At 49.3% G+C, this 19,584-nt stretch carries 16 protein-coding genes and 1 other annotated feature (1 of these 17 only partly in view); of the genes, 2 read left to right on the top strand and 14 right to left on the bottom strand.

Annotated features, from left to right (window positions below; translation table 11 throughout):
* Positions 1-120 (bottom strand) — a binding site (T-box leader); it reaches 77 nt to the left of the window's first position.
* A gap of 62 nt (positions 121-182) precedes the next feature.
* The 14 genes from uvrB to KAH19_RS07540 form a co-directional block, all read right to left on the bottom strand.
* Complete coding sequence (uvrB, locus tag KAH19_RS07605; protein ID WP_305798470.1) at positions 183-2,195, bottom strand: excinuclease ABC subunit UvrB; 2,013 nt, start codon at positions 2,193-2,195, stop codon at positions 183-185.
* A gap of 340 nt (positions 2,196-2,535) precedes the next feature.
* Positions 2,536-3,288 carry an exodeoxyribonuclease III gene (locus KAH19_RS07600; RefSeq protein WP_210684086.1) on the bottom strand — a complete coding sequence of 251 codons (753 nt, stop codon included), beginning with the start codon at positions 3,286-3,288 and terminating at the stop codon, positions 2,536-2,538.
* A gap of 171 nt (positions 3,289-3,459) precedes the next feature.
* Positions 3,460-3,942, bottom strand: a complete 483-nt coding sequence (locus KAH19_RS07595; RefSeq protein WP_366517705.1) for an N-acetyltransferase — start codon at positions 3,940-3,942, stop codon at positions 3,460-3,462.
* A 160-nt stretch (positions 3,943-4,102) separates the two neighbouring features.
* Positions 4,103-4,825, bottom strand: coding sequence for an NADH-quinone oxidoreductase subunit NuoB (gene nuoB, locus KAH19_RS07590; RefSeq protein ID WP_210684084.1), 723 nt, complete (start codon positions 4,823-4,825; stop codon positions 4,103-4,105).
* 12 nt (positions 4,826-4,837) lie between these two features.
* Positions 4,838-6,346 carry an NADH-quinone oxidoreductase subunit C gene (locus KAH19_RS07585; protein ID WP_210684083.1) on the bottom strand — a complete coding sequence of 503 codons (1,509 nt, stop codon included), beginning with the start codon at positions 6,344-6,346 and terminating at the stop codon, positions 4,838-4,840.
* A 4-nt stretch (positions 6,347-6,350) separates the two neighbouring features.
* Entirely contained in the window at positions 6,351-7,826 is a 1,476-nt protein-coding gene (locus KAH19_RS07580) for a proton-conducting transporter membrane subunit (protein WP_210684082.1), read from the bottom strand.
* Positions 7,827-7,834: 8 nt separating this feature from the next.
* Complete coding sequence (locus KAH19_RS07575; RefSeq protein ID WP_210684081.1) at positions 7,835-8,464, bottom strand: hydrogenase; 630 nt, start codon at positions 8,462-8,464, stop codon at positions 7,835-7,837.
* A 10-nt stretch (positions 8,465-8,474) separates the two neighbouring features.
* Positions 8,475-9,365, bottom strand: coding sequence for a respiratory chain complex I subunit 1 family protein (locus KAH19_RS07570; protein ID WP_210684080.1), 891 nt, complete (start codon positions 9,363-9,365; stop codon positions 8,475-8,477).
* The gene (locus KAH19_RS07565; RefSeq protein WP_246869333.1) at positions 9,362-11,335 is read right to left on the bottom strand and encodes a proton-conducting transporter membrane subunit; all 1,974 of its coding nucleotides are present in this window, start codon (positions 11,333-11,335) and stop codon (positions 9,362-9,364) included. The genes KAH19_RS07570 and KAH19_RS07565 overlap by 4 nt, the downstream gene beginning before the upstream one ends.
* 442 nt (positions 11,336-11,777) lie before the next feature.
* Positions 11,778-12,470 carry a hypothetical protein gene (locus KAH19_RS07560; protein ID WP_210684078.1) on the bottom strand — a complete coding sequence of 231 codons (693 nt, stop codon included), beginning with the start codon at positions 12,468-12,470 and terminating at the stop codon, positions 11,778-11,780.
* 137 nt (positions 12,471-12,607) lie between these two features.
* Positions 12,608-13,537: a WYL domain-containing protein gene (locus tag KAH19_RS07555; protein WP_210684077.1), complete on the bottom strand. Its 930-nt coding sequence runs from the start codon at positions 13,535-13,537 to the stop codon at positions 12,608-12,610.
* Positions 13,524-14,774 (bottom strand): WYL domain-containing protein, encoded by a 1,251-nt coding sequence (locus KAH19_RS07550; RefSeq protein ID WP_210684076.1) that lies wholly within the window; start codon positions 14,772-14,774, stop codon positions 13,524-13,526. Before KAH19_RS07550 ends, KAH19_RS07555 begins: the two co-directional genes overlap by 14 nt.
* A 116-nt stretch (positions 14,775-14,890) precedes the next feature.
* Complete coding sequence (gene glmS / locus KAH19_RS07545) at positions 14,891-16,720, bottom strand: glutamine--fructose-6-phosphate transaminase (isomerizing) (protein WP_210684075.1); 1,830 nt, start codon at positions 16,718-16,720, stop codon at positions 14,891-14,893.
* Positions 16,721-17,779: 1,059 nt separating this feature from the next.
* The gene (locus KAH19_RS07540) at positions 17,780-18,307 is read right to left on the bottom strand and encodes a hypothetical protein (RefSeq protein WP_210684074.1); all 528 of its coding nucleotides are present in this window, start codon (positions 18,305-18,307) and stop codon (positions 17,780-17,782) included.
* Positions 18,308-18,533: 226 nt separating this feature from the next.
* Here KAH19_RS07540 and KAH19_RS07535 point away from each other — a divergent pair, with 226 nt between their 5' ends.
* Together KAH19_RS07535 and KAH19_RS07530 are read left to right on the top strand one after the other, a co-directional pair.
* Positions 18,534-19,250 carry a hypothetical protein gene (locus KAH19_RS07535; protein ID WP_210684073.1) on the top strand — a complete coding sequence of 239 codons (717 nt, stop codon included), beginning with the start codon at positions 18,534-18,536 and terminating at the stop codon, positions 19,248-19,250.
* Between the two features lie 29 nt (positions 19,251-19,279).
* Positions 19,280-19,420, top strand: coding sequence for a hypothetical protein (locus tag KAH19_RS07530; protein ID WP_021720876.1), 141 nt, complete (start codon positions 19,280-19,282; stop codon positions 19,418-19,420).
* Positions 19,421-19,584: the final 164 nt, after the last annotated feature.

Raw genomic sequence — 19,584 nt, 5'->3', positions numbered from 1 at the left:
GTCCGCACATTTCCTTGCGGCTTCTTCACGGTGAGTTCATCTGCCCTAACTGCCGGCTTGCATCAACCGCCGACTTTCTGAAAGATACTGCAGATTACTGCTCCGCTTCACAGAATTTGAATAAAAATATCTTGTATATTATATAACGCAAAGCAGGAAAAGTCAAACTCCCGCATCGGCATTTATTTTTTCTTTTTCTTCGGCACCAGCTTCTGCCCCAGCTGTCCCTTGACGATAATCAGCTGGTCACGCAGCTCGGCCGCCGCCTCGAAGTCCAGCGCCTTCGCCGCCTCCTGCATCCGTCTTTCCAGCTCGCGGGCCAGCGTGTTCAGCTCCTTAGTTGATTTCTGCTTCAGCTTCTTGCTGCTGCCATAGGCTTCGGCTTCTTCCGTATCTGCCACCTTCGTCAGCTTAATCAGTTGGCGCTGCTCCTTATAAATCGTTTTCGGCGTAATGTGGTGCTCCTCGTTGTACGCCTGCTGCTTTTCGCGACGGCGATTGGTTTCGTCTATCGCCCGCTGCATGCTGTCGGTAATACGGTCGGCATACATAATAACACGACCGTGAGCATTACGCGCAGCGCGTCCTATGGTCTGAATCATCGCCGTATCACTGCGCAAAAAGCCTTCCTTGTCCGCATCCAGAATCGCAATCAGAGATACCTCCGGCAAATCAAGGCCTTCACGCAGCAGGTTAATGCCTACCAGCACATCAAACTTACCGGCACGCAGGCTGTCGATAATCTCCGCTCTTTCAATCGTGGCGATTTCCGAATGCAGATAGCGCACACGCACGCCTGCCTGCTTCAGATATTCCGTCAGGTCCTCTGCCATGCGCTTCGTCAGCGTAGTGACCAGCACACGCTCGCCTGCGGTGGCAACCTTGTTTATTTCGCCCAGTAAATCGTCAATCTGTCCCTTAATCGGGCGGATTTCAATCTGCGGGTCCAGCAGTCCGGTCGGACGGATAATCTGCTCGACAACATTGTCTGCCTGCTCCAGCTCATACTTCGCCGGCGTAGCAGAAACATAAATCGCCTGCTTAATCTGCGCCTGAAACTCGTCAAAGGTCAGCGGTCTGTTATCATAGGCCGACGGCAGACGGAAGCCATGCTCCACCAACATCTCCTTACGCGAACGGTCACCGGCGTACATAGCACGAATCTGCGGCAGCGTTACATGCGACTCATCCACCACCAGCAAAAAGTCCTTAGGGAAATAATTTACCAGCGTAAACGGAGGCTCACCGGCCTTGCGCCCTGCCAGATGGCGGGAATAGTTTTCGATGCCGGAGCAGTAGCCCATCTCCTGCATCATCTCCAAATCGTAATTCGTGCGCTGCTCCAGACGCTGTGCCTCCAGCAATCTGCCATGCTTATTCAGCTCATCCAGGCGCTCGTCCAGCTCCTCGCGGATATCATTCATAGCGCGTTCAAGATTCTCACGGCTCGTTACATAGTGGCTCGCCGGGAAAATTGCCACATGATTGCGCTGCGCCAGAATCTCGCCTGTCAGCACATCAAATTCCACAATGCGGTCAACCTCGTCATCGAACATTTCAATGCGCACAGCCTTTTCACCGTACGCCGCCGGAATAACCTCAATCACATCACCGCGCACACGGAAGGTGCCACGCTTGAAATCAATATCATTACGATTGTATTGAATCTCCACCAGCTTATGCAAAATCTTCTGGCGGTCGATAATCTGCCCCAGGCGCAACGACAGCACCATATCATAATACTCCTGCGGCGCGCCCAAGCCGTAAATACAGGAAACACTGGCTACAATAATAACATCCTTGCGTTCAAACAAAGCGCTGGTCGCACTATGGCGCAGCTTATCAATCTCGTCGTTAATCGAAGCATCCTTCTCAATATACGTATCCGACTGGGGAATATAGGCCTCCGGCTGATAATAATCGTAATACGAAACAAAATATTCCACCGCATTCTCCGGGAAGAACGCCTTCAGCTCACTCGCCAGCTGTGCCGCCAACGTCTTATTATGCGCAATCACCAGCGTCGGCTTGCGCACCTTATTGATTACCTGCGCAATCGTATACGTCTTGCCTGTACCCGTTGCGCCCAACAGCACCTGCGTGCGCAGGCCCTGCTCCACGCCCTCCGCCAGCTTGGCAATCGCCTGCGGCTGGTCGCCGGCAGGCTCAAACGGAGCCTGAATTTTAAAATCCATGTTCATCACCAACTAAAAAATAAAAACCAAAACCGTAAAAATGAAAGTACAAAATATGCAATTGCAACGCCAGAATCAACCCTTACACATCCAGCTCAACACTTACCTTGCAATGTTCTCTGTCAACGAGCAATTGCTATATCGTGTAATGAATAGCAATTTTAGCAAATAAGTGTCTGGAACCACAGAAGGGGCGCAATGTCTGAGCGCTATGCCTAATTTTTATAGTAGCATTTGTCAGCATAGCGCGAGTTTTGCGCCGCTTCGTCTTGGTTCCACACGAAATTTGCGTTAAGAAATTGCTCTGATTGGAACGATATACAATTGCGACACCAGAAATTCACACATCCAGCTCAACACTTACCGGACAATGATCGCTGCCGAAAACCTCATTGTGAATCTCCGCACTCCGCAGCTTATCCGCAATTCTGTCCGACACCACAAAATAATCAATACGCCAACCCGCATTCTTCTCGCGCGCCTTAAAGCGATAGCTCCACCAGCTGTACTTAACCTCCTCTGGATGCAGATAACGGAAGCTGTCCGTAAATCCCGCAGCCTTCAGCTCGCGGAACTTAGCGCGCTCCTCGTCCGTAAAGCCTGCATTCTTGCGGTTAGTCTTAGGATTCTTCAAATCAATCTCCTCAGCCGCCACATTAAGATCACCACAGACAACAACCGGCTTCTTCGCATCCAGCTCCTGCAGATAAGCACGGAACACATCCTCCCACACCATGCGGTAATCAAGACGCGCCAGACCATCCTTGGAATTAGGCGTATACACCGTCACCAGATAAAAGCTCTCAAACTCCAGCGTAATCACACGGCCTTCCTTATCGTGCTCCTCCTGTCCCAGGCCATAGGTAACAGCCAGCGGCCTAACCTTCGTAAAAACAGCAGTACCGCTGTAGCCCTTGCGCTCCGCACTGTTCCAATACTCCTCATAGCCGGGGAACACAAAATCAGCCTGCTCACGCTGCATCTTCGTTTCCTGCAGACAAATAATATCCGGTGCCGCCTCCTGCAAAAATTCAGCAAAGCCCTTCGTCATGCAGGCACGCAAACCGTTAACATTCCAGGAATATAATTTCATAAATTCAACCTCTTTTCCGTAAATTTATCTGACCCTGCAGCGGCAAAATCACCGTGCGTTTTTTCTACTCTATTTGATTATTGTAACATTCAACGCGAAAAAATAAAAGAGCTGCCCTCAGCGCAGCCTCGTCATCAGCGATGACAAAATGCGCACGGCAGCCCTTAAATTTTAGAATTTGATTTGCGACGGCTCGTAATCAACCGTTGTCTTGATGAAAGCAATTTCATTACAGTACGGATACTGCGGACAATACACGCATTCCTTCCATACCTTCTGCGGCAGCTTATCCTTCGCCGTTTCAATATAATCGCACTTGGCAAAAAATCCCGGCTGATAAGTCAGAGTGAAAAACATCGTCACTCCGCGCTCAATGCCCTCCTTTTCCAAATGCTCCACCAGTTGACGGCCTATACCTGTTTTCTGCAGGCTCGGTTCCACCGCCAGCGAGCGTATTTCCGCAAAGCGGTCCCAGACAAAATGCAGCGCACCGCAGCCCAACAGACGGTTATTTTCCACCGCTAAAATATAATCACGCAGATTCTCATAAATCGAATTGCGCGCACGTGGCAGCATCAAGCCTTCCTTTGCATAATAATTCAGCAATTTATGTATATGTTCTACATCGCTGAAAGTTGCCGGTCTAAAAACAATCATTTTTCAAACCCCCTCATTTGTATTCCCCATATCAGTTTATCGAACGTAACTGATTTTCTATATATTATCACGTATTACAGCAGAGTACAAGTATAAAAATGCAAAAAAGAATTAATCAGTGTAATAAAATACTGATTAATTCTTTTTTAAAACAAGGTTACATTCTTTCCTTCAACATGTCTGCCGCAGCACACAAAGCCACAATAATTGCAGCCGGTCGCGGCGGGCATCCGGGCACAGCAATATCAACCGGCACCACGTCAGCCGCACGTCCTACAACAGCATAAGTGCTGCCATAGGTTTCGCCGCCGCAGGCACAGGCACCGCAGGCCATAACCATTTTCGGTTCAGGCATAGCGTCATAGGTCATACGCAGCGCCTGCTCCAGGTTGCGCGTAACCACGCCGGTAACCATCAGCATATCCGCATGACGCGGAGAAGCAACGAAGGCGATACCGTAACGATGCAAATCATAAACAGGATTACTCATCGCACCCAGCTCAAAGTCGCAGGCATTGCAGCTGCCTGCGTCAAGATGACGCACATGCAGCGAACGTCCCAATTTCGCTGTAACTGCCTCACTGACCTCAACGGCACTGTCAGCCAGAATCTGCGCCAAAGCATCATGGTTCGTATGCACCAACGCCTTACGCGCGCAGGCCTCTACACAGCGGCCGCAGAAAACGCACTTACTGTAATCTATTTTTGCTTTACCGTCAGCCACGCTCACAGCGCCGACCGGGCAGGCAGCGGCACAAGCACCGCAGCCGTCGCAGCAGCCGTCGCACTGCAGCTGGCCGCGCAGACGCTTGTGGCCCGTAGTATCAATATTTTCGGTAGCAATCTTTCCGTGAAGAATTGCCTCCAGCATTTTTAACATCTTGCCACCTCCTTAGCGGTCTATGCAGGCATAGCATAACTCAAAGCTTTTATTAATCAACGGGAAGTCCGGGATGATGTCGCCCTGTACCGCCACAGTCAGCGCCGGCCAGTTAGGATAGGAGGCACTGCGCACAAACAGGCGGTCTATGCGGCCTTCCTTGTCCAGCAGCAGGCAGTGCAGATTATCACCGCGGGCAGATTCACTGATGCCCCAGGTAAAATGACCTTCCTCCTGCTGCAGCTCGCCCAGCTCAACCGCCAGCTGCGTTTCTGCGTTGCGGCGCAGCTTACTGATAAGCTGACGCACCAGCTTCAGGCTTTGGGCTACCTCACCGATACGCACCTTGATACGTGCTTCGACATCGCCCGCTGTTTCCGTAATCACTTCAAAATCAAGCTCATCATAAATACCGTAGCCGATATCCTTACGGCTATCACGGTTACTGCCGCTGGCACGCGCGCCCACGCCAACCATCGCCAGATCAAAGGCTGTTTCCGGACGCACTCTGCCTGTTGTACGGATACGGTTGACGAAGTTCGCCTGCTCCCACATGATATGCACCATATCGGCATAAACAGCTTCGACCTCGCGCAGAACCTCCTCGATTTCCTCCAGCATAGCATCGGTAACATCATACTGCACACCGCCGGGGATAATCAGACCGCGCAGGAAGCGGTTGCCTGCCAGCATTTCGTTGAGCTGCATCAAGTATTCCTTCAGACGCGTGCCCATGCTGATTACAGGCGAGAAGCCGACACCGGCGCAAATGTTGCCTGTATCACCCACATGGTTATACAAGCGCTCCATCTCCGCAGCCAGTGTACGAATTAACCACGCACGGTAAGGAACCTCCGCCTCTGAGCATTTTTCTACAGCCTGACAGAAGCTCAGCGTATTTGCAACGCTGCAGGCACCGCAAATGCGTTCTACAATCGGCAGCGCTTCCATCGGCGTCAGGCCTTCGACAGCCTTTTCAATACCACGGTGGGTAAAGAACAGCTTGGCATCCAGCTGCAGCATAGCCTCACCGGCCTGGCTGAAACGGAAATGACCGGGCTCGATGATGCCTGCGTGGATAGGACCTACAGGAACCTCAAAAAGGCCTTCGCCCTGAGAGGTAAGCATTTCGTATTCACGATGTCCGCGTGCATCATAATCCTTGGGATATTTTTTCAGCAACGGATGGAAGCCTTCGGGAAAGCTTTCATGCAGCACCAGCGGACGCATATCGGGATGTCCCTGCGGCTCGAAGCCGAACATATCATGCAGCTCGCGCTCATACCAGGCAGCCGCCGGCAGCAGCGTAGTCAGCGACTGATATTCCAACGGACCGTCCGCGGGGAACGGAGCCTTCAAAACATCGATATCGCGTTTAGCAGCATTATAGAACAGGCAGTAGATGGCCAGACCGCCGCCCTGCAGCGTTTCGTCTGCGCCAAACATAGCAGCCAGCGAACGCTTGCCGCTGTCGCTGCAGATATTGGCAGCACCACGCAAATTTTCCGGTTTAACTAGCATTATCTCAGCCTCCTATAATCCGCACAGCCTGGTTCAGCAGATTGTTGAGCCAGGGAATATTTTCAAAGCCGGCGCCCACCACGCAGGTCAAAAGCAGCAGCGCTGCCAGCACCGGTACGTCGGTTAGGCCCAGCAAATCGCCCAAGGGTTGACGCTTTGATTTATCGCACAGCATACGCATGCCGTGGTACAAAATACCGATTAAAACGCCGGCCAGCAGGATAATCAGCAGACTGCCTGCTACCCAATGTCCCTCACGGAACATGGACGCCATAATGTAAAACTTACTGAAGAAAAGGCCCATCGGCGGCAAGCCCAAAATGCCCAGCATACCCAAAAGCCAGAAGGTCGCAGTATGCGGTACATCCTTAATCATACCGTGAATACGCATCATATTACGAGTCTGATATTCCTGGATAATAGTGCCGGCAATATAGAACAAAACAAACTTAATCATCGCATGACTGTACATATGCAGCATTACAGCCTTCAGGGAAAAAGCGGAAAATACTCCGATACCGGCAACCATAATGCCGATGTTTTCCATAGAGGAATAAGCCAGAATACGCTTAACGTCACGCTGTACAACAACGAACGGCACGGCAATCGCCACAGTCAGCACGGCAAAGAACAGCAGCATACTGCTCATCATTGCAGCGCCTGCTGTCGGCAGCAGGATAACCAGATTACGCAGCAGGACATAAATCGCACAGCTGCAGAGTGCACCGCTCAGCATACCGCTGGTCAGTGACGGAGCTTCGGCATAAGCATCAGGCAGCCAGGTATGCATCGGCGCCATGCCTGCTTTCGTACCGTAGCCGATAACGATAAACAGCAGTGCCAGCTTGGTCATAGCCGGGTTCAGGCTGTTGGCATGCTCATGCAGGTACAGCCAGCTGAGCGCCTTTTCGCCGCCCAACGCATCAAGCTGTGCATAATACAGCACCAGTGTACCCAAAAGCGCCAAGCAGATGCCGACGGTACAAACCATGATATATTTCCACGTTGCTTCCAGAGCAGCGCGGGTAAATTTAAAGGAAATAAGCAGCGCACTGATTAAGGTAGTCGCTTCGATGGCTACCCACATCAGGCCCAGGTTTTTTACCAGCAGTACGATAAACATCGTCCAGCAGAAAAGCTGCATCAGCGCAAAGTAACGGCCGGTCTGCAGCTGTTCGCCCTTAAGTACGCCGCAGCGCTCCTCACGCGTAAGATAATTACGCGCAGTCCAGGTTGCTGCCAGATAAAGTGTGGTGATAATAATGATTACCCACATATTCAGCGCATCAATGTAAAAATAATCATCAACATAGGGCACAGCGGGATTAAAGGACTTTGCCATCAGCGCCACGCACACACCTACCGCAGTTGCCGTCAGGCGGTGCAGCCAATGCAGGATATTATTGCCGAAGCCCGCAGCCAGCGCCAGCACCGCGCACAAGGGTGGCAGGCATAACAGTATCAAAATATATGTTAACATTACATCCCCTACCCTTTCAGCTTGTCCAGCACATTTGTATCCGTCGTTTTAAACGACAGACGCAGACGCGAGGTTAAAATAACAAGAATAACAACAGCAATCAGCACATCCAGGAAAATACCCAGCTCGATAATCAGCGGCAAGCCTTCGGTCATAATCAGGCCGAGCAGGTAAATGCCGTTTTCCAGAGTAATCAGGCCGATCATCTGCATAATGGCACGGCTGCGCATAACAATCAGCGCCAGACCGGTCATAATCATAAACATAGAGGTCGCTAAAATATCGCGTCCCGCTGCCTGCGGCAGCAGACCGTCAATTACCATGTAGCCGAGTGCCAGACTGCAGGCTGCAAAAGCAGTGGAATAGTTAACATTGATATCGCTGACAATTTCACGCTCATCGCGCAGCTGATTTACCACGCGCAAAATAGCGTAAGGAATAAAGAGCACCTTAACGGCAATCGTCAGCACACCAGGCAGCCAGGCATGCAGGCCGCTGCCATGGCTCATGCCTACGACGAGGCAGGCTGCCGCAATCAGCGCAGACTGCAGCGCCAGGCACAGAGTTGCACGGCGCAGCTCCACAAAGCGCGTCTGCAGGAAAACGATAAACATTAAACTTACAACCAAATATTCCATCGTTACCTCCTTACTGTGCCACTACTGCCAACAGCAGCATCAGGCCTGCTGCGGCCAGATATACACGCACCTTGAAAAGGCGCATCTTATTGTTCAAGGTTTCTACTACGCCTACTGCTACCGCACCGATAAGCACCTTCAGCACTATCGGCAAATCCAGCGGCAGATACAGCATAGCGAAAAGCACTAAGAATACCAGCAGCTTGAGCTGGCTTGCCCAATGAATGAGCGCCAGCAGACGGCCGGAATATTCCAGTGTCATACATTCATGGATCATCGTCAGCTCCAGATGTGTATCGGGGTTATCAACCGGAATACGGCTGTTTTCTGCGAGCAGCACCAGGAAGAAGGCAATGCAGGTCAGCACGCCTGCTACCGTCAGGTTGACCTCATCCATACGCAGGCTCATGCCTGCCAGCGAAGTGCTGTTGGTGTGCAACACGTTGGAAAGCACGGCCAGCATTACCACAGGCTCAACGAAGGCTGCCACATAAACCTCACGGCTGCCGCCCATACCGCCGAAGGCGGTGGCTGCATCCATCGAGGAAACTGCCATAAAGAAGCGTCCCAAGGCCAACAGATATACAAATACAAAAACGTCGCCGAAGCCGGCCTGACCGCCTAAGAAGCCCGGCAGCATGCAGGCTGCCGCAAAGGTCGTCAGAAAATATACGCAGGGTGCCAGACGGAAGGTGATGCTGGTATAAGGAGTAAGCATCGTAGGCTTGCCCCACCATTTGCGGATATCGTAATATTCCTGCCAGATGCTGCTGCCGATACGGTTCTGCATCCAGGCCTTTACCTTTTTAACAATGCCGGTAACCAGCGGAGCACACAAAAGCAGCAAAACTGCCTGTGCCATACCGAGGGCCAGCTGTAATAATTCATTCTCTAAAATCATTTATAAAGCGCCCCCCATACCAGTACCAACATCATTGCCACCATAACATAGGCAACATATAAACGCACACTGCCCTGCTGCAAACGGCGCAGGAAATTGGAAACACTTACAAAATGCTTCTGCAGCGGCTGATAAAGCTTTTCTGTAATCATATCGGGAATTTCCAGCTTATAGGAAAGCTGACGTCCGAAGTAAGCATGCTCCTTGCGCATGTAGGTTACCTGACGCTTAGGCTTCAGCAGATAATCGAACGCACGGCGTACCGGCTTACTGAAGCCGGTTGCGGAATACTGCTGGCGCTGCGTCGGATAGGTACCACAGTTCCAGGTAACATCCTCCACAACAAAGCAGTCCTTAACAGCCAGCCACAGTACTGCGCCCAGCACAAGCAGCAAAGCCAGCAGCAGCAGCGGCTTGTAGCAGACAGCAGTGCCGACACCGGCCCACGCCAGATTCATACCGAAGACATCAAGTGCGACAGGCATGCCCAGCGCCAGCATTGCTGCACGTACAACAGGCAGCGGATAAAGACCGCAAGCAACAACTAAAACAGATGCCACGCCCATAGCAGCGAGCATAAATTTATCGGATTCGTGCGCATGCTCCACAATTTCACTGCGAGCACGGCCCAGGAAGGTGATGCCGAAGAAGCGTACAAAGCAGCCGAGAGCCAGTGCTCCGGTAAAGCCCAGCAGAACAAAGGACACCGCAGTCCACAGGCGGATATCCTGACCGGCACAGCTTGTACCCAGACTGATAAAGCTCTGCAGTACCAGCCATTCACCGGTAAAGCCGTTCGTCAGCGGAATAGCGGCGAGTGCCAGCGAGCCGACGAAAGCAAAGACAGCGGTATACGGCATTTTGCGCGCCAGGCCGCCGAACAGCTCCAGGTTTTTGTTGCCGGTGCCGTGCATAATGCTGCCGGCACACATAAACATCAGCACCTTCATAATGCTGTGGTTAAAGGCATGCACCAACGCTGCCACAAAGCCAAGCATATAAAAGCTGCTGCCGGAAGCCTTCATCAGCATACCGCAGCCGAAGGCAGCAAAAATTACGCCCATATTTTCCACGGAGGAGTAAGCAAGCACGCGCTTGATATCCGTTTCCATCTGAGCATAGAGCACGCCCAAAAATGCAGATACTACGCCCGCCAGCAGTACAGCAACGCACCACCAGTAATTCCAGGCAGGCAAAAAGCTGAACATAAAACGACCGAAGCCGTAAAGCGCAATCTTCAGCATAACACCGCTCATCAGTGCGGAAACGTGACTGGGTGCTGCCGGATGCGCCTTAGGCAGCCACACATGCAGCGGCACCAGACCGGCCTTCAAAGCAAAACCAGCAAAGGCACAGACAAAAACAAGATGCTGCCAGCTGCCTTCCAATGTATTCTTGGCCATAGCAGCAAAGCTGAAGCCCTCGCTGGCAGAGCCTGTCAGCAAAAAGGCAATCATAATCGCCGCCGTACCTACGCTGGTCATAACCAGATACTGATAGGCAGCATTCCAGGTAGCACGCTTTTCGGATTCATGGTTAACCAGCATAAAGGAGGCTACGGCCATAATTTCCCAGAAAAGCAGGAAGCTGAAGGCATCTCCGGCCAGCAGCACCAATACCATAGACATGATAAACAGGCACCACATACCGCCCAAAAGTCGCAGACGGCTGCCCTCATAGCCACGCGCATAACCAAGCGCGTACAGACTGGTAACAACACCGGCTATACCGGTCAAAAGCAGAAAGACTGCGCTCCAGCCATCGCAGCCTAAAGAATATGAGCCCCATGTCAGGGGTGCGGGGCTCACGCCGCCGAAAAGCAGCAGGCCTGCCGCATAAGCGCAGACAGCGCTGCCAAAAAGGGCAGCGCTGTTAGCAAGCCAGTGTGCAGCACGCTGCATGCCGTGGGGAAGCAGCATGGTTAATACGCCGATGCCATAGAAGCCCACAGCCACTAAAAACATTTCCATTTCATCACCTACACATAAAAATTTCAACTTCTTCACAAAAATGACATGTATCGTTAATTATAACACATTTGTTGACTGCGTAAAAGAAAATTACTGTTAAGAATACAAAAAAACCACCGAACCTGCAGAAATTCCACAGGTCCGGTGGTTTATAATAAGGCTTCGGCATCAAAGCGGTATATTATCAAAATAAAATTCTATAGTTAGCTGTTGGCGCAGTCATGTATAATAGCGTGTTCATGAGTAATGTGGTAAACGTGTGCCGTGTGACGGCCGAAACCGAAGTAAGCAGGTACGATCTTTATCCTGCCGCCGTCTTAAAATAGCGTTTACCTTCAGGACAGCTTTAAAACTGTCAACTCTGCCTAAGCATTTCTTATAGTTAGAAAATCTATTTATCCAATATATCTGCCATGAGCTTCTGCCATATTATCTTTTATAATTATTTACTTTGCAGCTCCTCAAAGTGCTCATAAATATAATCCAGGTTGGCCGTAATCGGGAAAGCAGGCTCCACAGCAGGATTCAGTCTGCTCATCAGGGCCGCCGCCTCAATCATATCGCTCAAATCAGCGGTATAGGCACGTATTCTGTTATATTCGGCTTTTGCTGCCTCCACAACTCCCGGCAAAGGCTTGGTAACCGTAGTAACAGTATATTCCGCAGACAGCTTTTCGTTATTGCTGCTGAAAGTAATCTCATTTACGGAATTACGTTCCTCCTCCTTCAGGGAAACCAACACCTCATATATCAGCAAAGTGGCACGCAAATCGTTGGCATAAATCACAGCTGCATCATAGCTGAATTTTTCCTCACCGATTTGCATTTCGTTTTTGCAGTCGGCAATAGCCTGCGCCAGCTTTCTGCGGCAAACGGCCAGGTAGCTGTAAATTTTCAGCAGCTTCGGCAGCTCGTAGCCCTGAACATTCAGGCTCTTTTTAATTTTAACCTCGTCCTGATAATTACGTTCTTCGGTAGGAAACAAATAATTCAATTCCGAGCGCTTATGAATATCCTTAACCTCGCAAAACTTTGCGGGAAGCAAAGCGGCACTGCTGCCCAAATTACAGGAAATAAGCTCATCCATGATATTTTTGATTGCTTTTTGATATTGAAAGGCTTTTTTTAAGTTCATATGCTGCACCTCTTTCTTGCATCATCAGCTCTGTATTTCGTTTACGTTCATCTTACAAGCTAATAATACAATAGCCAAGCCATTTTATCATGGAAAAAAAGTTGCGCACCTGCCGAAATGCCGAATAAAAATTACTCTTACTCTTTAGCCCGCAGCGCCAGCTGCTTACGCAGCCTGTGACGCAGCAGCTCAATAAAGCCTGCCGGCTCCTGCACCCGCAGCAACGGTCCGAAGGATAAAATACGGATAACCATTTCCGTTTCATCACTTTTGTTATACATCAGCTGCAGCCTGTAATGCTTTTCATCCAAGCGCTCCGTTATCTTTTCCAGATGCGAAAAATGCAGCATCGCCCGCTCCAGAGCATTGCGCTCGTCCGTCAGCAGGACGGTAACCGCACAGCGCTCCGGCTCCAGCAGCATGCAGGCTTCTTCTCCCGTCTGCTCCAGCAGTTTGCAGCTTTTGATGCGCCCCACATTAACGTAATGCAGATGTCGCTCGCACACTGCCTTCAGACGGAACTTGTCATCCTTCGCCGAATATTCCAGCTGCAGCGGCAGATATTCCTTCCGCACGCTCTCGTTTTTGCCGCTGATAAAGCTGATTTCTACCCTGCGCTTTTCCGTTATCGCCTGCAGCAGCAAGCGAAAATACTGTTTGTACTCAGGAGCATCATAATTATCACCGTCGCTGTAACGGTCGAAATAGACAAACTGCTCCTCGCTGAACAGAGGCTCCACATCCTCCAGTCCGCTGCAGTCCACATCAAAAAGCTGTAGCCGCTTATCCGTCAGCAGGCTTTTCAGCCAACGACGCTGCAACGTTGTCAACGGCATCGCCGGTGCATGCCGCAGCGGCGTAGTCATATCCTTCTGCAATAATGGCCAGCTTCCGTCCTGCAGTGCCTTGGGAATGGTCAGGCAGCTGTCGGCAAAGGCCTGTTCCCGCACCAACAGCTCCAAGCTGTCTTTCGTCAGCTGCTTTTCCTGTGCCTGCCGCAAAATGGAGCTCACAACATTAAAATAGGTGCCGTATATTTCGTTAAAAAAGCTGTCACTGTTCGCCATCCGCCTGCACCTCCTGCAGATAATAGGCCGCCGCCTGCTCCAGATCATCATAAAAAATGCGCTCTATTTCCTCGTTACTGCAGCTAAAAGCGGTAATACGCCCGATAAAAGTGCGTATCCACGGCAGCAGCTCACGCGCATCATACACAGCAGCTGTGAAGCGATAATGTTCAGCATCCAGCTGCTGCACCGTGCCGCAGCGCTTTTCGCGCTCCAACCGCTGCACAATAAACTGCTCGTCAGCTGCCGCCTCCACCGTAAAGCTGATTTCCTCTACCCGGTCTGTCCTGAGCATGCCTGCGCCCCAAATATGCGACGCCGCCTCCTTAGCCAGCTGCAGAAACTCCTCATAGCGTTCTTCCGGACGTTTAACCTCAATACTATCGATATGGTCCAGACGGTTGAACAGCAGCTTTTGCGCAGCATAGCTGTAACTCAAAAGATACTGCCGTCCTGTCCTCGTGCTGCAGTAAATTTTCAAAGGACAAACATATTGCGGTATGCTGCTGCCGTCCTTGTCACAGCGGTAAAGCGTTACGGACTGCCTGCTGTTCATCGCCTCCAGCAATTCGTACAACAGCTTGCTGTCCATCGTATATAAAATAAAATGATGCTTAAAGGCAAAGGCTTCGCAATCCTCGGCAAATTTATCCAGCAGATAGGAGCCTGCCTCTCCCAAGGGGGCCGCCTCGGAAAAGAAGGCGCAGGCAAGCTGCCAGCTGCGCCAGTTCACCTCATCCTGCGCCAGGCAGTAAAGATTGCGCCGTCCCTGCTTCACCAGCCGCAGCATTCCCAGCGCAGTATATTCATTCAGCTTGTTGCGCACCGTCGATTCATCAGGCTGACGCAGCTGATTATCGAAGCAGTTGAAATAACGGCTGCTCAGCAGCTCCAACAGCTCTGCCGCCGAATAGGCCTTGCCGTCGGCAAGAATATCCAGCAGATAAAAATGCAGCGTAATATCCATGGACGTAAAGCTTTTAGCCTTCCAGCTTTTATACAAAGGATTATGACTGATACTGCTGCTGTCGAAGGAAATACGGTAGGCTCTGCCGTCCGCTTCGCTCTTAAAGCTCATGTAATCCTCCAGCCAGCTGTCCAGACGCCGGCGATTATCATCGTAGCTTCTGGAGCTTTTGGCGGTAAAATCTTGCCGCTTTTCAAAGCCGTATACATAAAAGCGCCGCATAAAATTGCGGATATCACTGTAATTTTTAAAAAGCTCGCTATAAGCCATCTGCTTTTTTCCCCTTCCGCGCTAAATTAATATTAGTATAACATAAGCAGCGTATCTCTGTAATTACAAAAACGGCGCAACAGATTTTTGCATCCGTTACGCCGTTAATTTATTTTTTATTCAACTGTTACGCTTTTGGCAAGATTACGCGGTTTATCAACATCACAGCCGCGAGTCAGCGCCGCATAGTAGGCCAGCAGCTGCAAGGGCAGCACTGCCATCAGCGGTGCCAGATATTTGTCCGTATGCGGGATGTAGATAACATGGTCCGCATATTTTTCCAGAGAGGTATCACCCTTAAAGCCGATGGCAATAACCACAGCCTCACGCGCCTTAACCTCCTGCAGGTTGCTGACGGTTTTATCATATACATCCATCTGCGTTGCCAGTACGATTACCGGCACACCGGAAACAATCAGCGCCAAGGTACCGTGCTTCAGCTCGCCTGCTGCATAAGCCTCCGCATGAATATAGGAAATCTCCTTCAGCTTCAGCGCACCCTCCAGCGCTACGGCATAATCAAGGCTGCGTCCCAGGAAGAAAGCATCCTCACTGCTGCCGTACTCACGCGCAAACACCTTAATCTGGTCCACGTTTTCCAGCATTTTATGAATCTGCTCGGGTACAAAGGTCAGGCCCTGCACCAGCTCCTGCTCACGCTCGGCACTCATGCTGCCGCGCAAACGGCCGACATAAATTGCCAGCATCAGCATTGCCAAAAGCTGTGTGGTGTAAGCCTTGGTAGATGCTACAGCAATTTCCGGGCCGGCATAGGTATAAACAACCTGGTCTGCCTCGCGCGCAATAGAGCTGCCGACAACGTTGGTAACCGCCAGAGTGCGGGAGCCAAGACGCTTAGCCTCGCGCAGTGCTGCCAGCGTATCGCTGGTTTCACCGCTCTGGCTGATAACAATTGTCAGGCTGTTGCCGTCAACAAGCGGATCACGGTAACGGAACTCGCTGGCAATATCCACCTCAACCGGCACACGCGCCAGCTGCTCCAGATAATATTTGCCGACAATACCTGCATGATAAGCGGTACCGCAGGCCACAATAAAGATTTTATTGATTTCACGCAGCTCCTCGGCTGTCCAGTTCAGCTCAGGGAAGCAGATGGTTTTTGCTGCCGCATCCAGACGGCTGGTCATGGTATCGCGCAGAGCCTTGGGCTGTTCATAAATTTCCTTCAGCATGAAATGCTCAAAGCCGCCCTTTTCCGCTGCTTCCGCGTTCCAGTTGACCTCAAACACCTTCTTGCTGATGGGAGTGCCGTTGATATCCTGCACCCATACACCGTCTGCCGTTACCGTGGCGATTTCGCCGTCGCTCATGATAAAGGTACGGCGCGTATGATTGATAATAGCCGGAATATCGGAGGCAATAAAGTTTTCACCCTCGCCAATGCCGATAATCAGCGGATTATCCTTTTTGGTGCAGATAATTTTATCAGGCTCGTATTCGCACATAAATACCAGACTGTAGGAGCCCTTGATGAGCTTCAGCACCTTTTTGACGGTTTCTTCGAAATCTCCGTCATATTGGTCCGCCATCAGATGAGCTACAACCTCGCTGTCTGTTTCGGACAGGAATTCATGTCCCTTGGCAATCAGCTCTTCCTTCAGGCCAAGATAATTTTCAATAATACCATTATGAACAACGACAAACTTACCGCTGCTGTCCGTATGGGGATGCGCGTTGCGATCCGACGGACGGCCATGTGTTGCCCAGCGTGTGTGACCGATACCTACATTGCCCACAGGCATATTGCCTGCCAATTTCTGGCGCAGTGCATCCAGACGGCCTACACATTTTTCTACACGAATGCCGTTGTTTTCATAAACAGCAATGCCGGCAGAATCATAACCGCGATACTCCAACTTGCTCATACCGTCAAGCAAAAAGGGGGCTGCTTCGTGATTACCGATATAACCTACAATTCCGCACATAAGTAGTAATCCTCCTCTACGCTGCAAGGTATAAGGCATCATCTGCTTAGTCAAGTTTTCTCGTATCTGATACCTTCTCCCTTGCGAGCCTGTATTATATTCTTTGCCCTTTCTGCCACCGTGCTTTTCTCTCCCCCGTTACCGGAGGGCTTTGTACATGGTTTGCGGCCTGCAGCCGGCCGTGAGGCATCCGCTGACTGATCGATAACCTCATTCCTCGTCCACCGCCTGAGCGGTACATGCGCTTACATCCTTCACTGTCTGCATTTGGCAGCAAAGACAAGGCTCTGCTGATTTATGAGCAAACAGACAATGAGCCGCGCAGGCAGGCAGTCCCACGCGGCACATCCTCAGACTAATTTAATTTTACAATATGATGACTGGCAGGTCAAGAAAACATTCCTTGAACTTTTCTTGCCTGAAGGTGCTTCATATAGTATAATCCCATCTTAGACAATTGAATTTTGTTTTTTATATTCGTAAGTTCTAGATGTGATAAGGGTTTGAGCAGCTAAAAACAGCTTTTTTATGTGGAAAGTTTAAGTAATAGTATAAGACATGATGGATTTGTGAATTTAATAAGAACGGTTGTCAAACGCTTTACTTTGTGCTATCATAGAAATAGAAAAGGTGCCGCCGATAGACGGTTGTCCTTGAACATTTAGGTATAAAAAATAACCGCTTGTTTTGCAGACTGGGCGGTTATTTTTTTGCGTGAATTTGACCTAGCGCATAACCTAGAGCGAATCCTAGAGCTACTGAAGTCAGACATAAGCCGAGAACAGAGATAAGATTATCTAAAGTCATCATTGGTCTCACCCCCTCTTGCCATTAGATTTGCAGTAATACAAAATCTTGCTGCCAGAGGGACAACCGCCTACCGTTATGGAAGCACCACAAAAATATTTTAGCATAAAAAGCGAACATATACAACGAACAACCTGTGAAAGTTTCTCTGCTCAAAAATAGAGCACATAGCGTACAAACGCCCAACTATTACCGTTTGGTAGTAGTTGGGCGTTCTCTTTTTTTGATAGCTGTTGTTGTATACTTGTTTTATCAGTAGTACAAATATGCTCCACCTGTTTTTTCCAGAATAAGATTTTCGATGTCATAAACGTCGTAATATCGCTTACTTATGCAGTAGCTGACAATTTTGTCGGCGATGATGTCGCCAGATAAAGAGTAGCCTGCGATGTTGAGCATTTCTTCTGTCTCTTTGTTATTTAGTTCCAAAGCCAGGCATAAGCAGAGAATCGTACTTTTGCTGGGTTTATAGCCAGTGTCCTTCATGCTGCGGATTTTGGAAAAAACTGTCTTGGAGACGTGCGCTTTTTTATAGAGTTCGTTTTCTGCGATGTCTTTTTCCTCGCAGTATTTGATGATGGAAGGATAAAGGTCGCAGGGAGTGTTGGAAAAGCTTTTGACGATGTTTTTAATGGCGTTTAGTGATAACAATGGCGGCTCATACATGCCGACGCAGACTGAACCATGACAAGAAGTAGCATAGGCTGTAATGACATAGCTGGATATTATTTCCTGATAGTGTGCTCTTAAATTCTCTATTACGCGTTTGTCGTTCGTCATGGTGCGGACCTCCAAAAAGTTTCTTGCAAAGAAACCGAAAAGTGCTGCTTATAGTGTAACATATAAGCAAGGAAAGATAAAGTGAGAAAAAATAACAGTGTTAAAAAGTAACTGTACATTTCGTGAAGATAAAAAAGACATTTGCTTGACGGGGGGGTACAGAAGTATATAATAAAGAAAAACTTTGTCTTTTTGATAGATTTATAAGCGGAATGGAGGATTTCAAATGAGTAATATTGTTCCTTTTGATTTTGATTTTGACGAAGTATTGGCAGTGGCAGTAGAGTTGCCTGGCGTAAAGATTGAGAGAGAAGAATTTCTTCAAAAAAATTTTTCTAGCAGATTTAATCGTGAAATAGTAGCACGGATTGTGCAGACTAGCCCTATTAGAGCTGGAGTAAATGAAAGTGTTTTGTATGAAATTGCAAGAGAGTGCATTAATTACGAGCAGAAGAAAGTTTCTGCTTTGTCTTTTGTTATGGGTGGTGGCGGTCTTCCAGGAATCCCGGCTGATTTGGCACAGTATTTTGCTCATGTCCTGAGAATATCTCAGAAATTAGCCTATATTTATGGCTATCCGGAAATTCGTTCTATTGAAGGAAGTATGGACGAAAAAACTCAAGAAATAATTTTGTTGTTCATTGGTGTAATGTATGGAGTCAGTGGTGCAAATAAAGTTATTGCTGAAATATCTAAGTCGCTTGCCGGCAAGGCAGGGAAAGATATTTTGAGAGCAGCTTTGACAAAAACTGCTTGGTATCCCTTGCTAAAACAAGTTTGCGAACAAGTTGGAATTAAAGTAACAAAAGATGTTTTGAGTAAAATTCCTGCTAAATCAGCTCCAGTGATTGGAGGAGTGGTTAGTGCAGGATTTAGCTATTATTGCTTCGGTAAAGGGGCAGAATGCTTGCATAAAACTTTGAGAGAAAATCCCGTAAGATAACGAGTTGAAGAACTGTGAGGTGGCTTCTTATGCCAGACAACAAAATTTTAATAATGATTGGTGGTATGGCCTTCTTGCTCCCTGCGGCACCTTTCCTCGCATTAGCAGGTATCGGACTGATTGTTGTTGGTTGTATAATTTATTCCGTAATCAAGAGTTTTGATGAGTAATAGTATAAGACGTGAGGGATTTGTGAATTTAATCAGAACGGTTGTCAAACGCTTTACTTTGTGCTATCATAGAAATAGAAAGAGTGCTACCGATAGACGGTTGCCCTTCAAATTAACTGTTAAAAATAACCGCTAGTGTAGGAGCTGGGCGGTTATTTTTTTGC

The sequence above is a fragment of the Phascolarctobacterium sp. Marseille-Q4147 genome (assembly GCF_017968825.1).
In the GTDB taxonomy this organism is placed as follows: domain Bacteria; phylum Bacillota; class Negativicutes; order Acidaminococcales; family Acidaminococcaceae; genus Phascolarctobacterium_A.
This window is presented reverse-complemented; position numbering and strand designations above follow the sequence as displayed.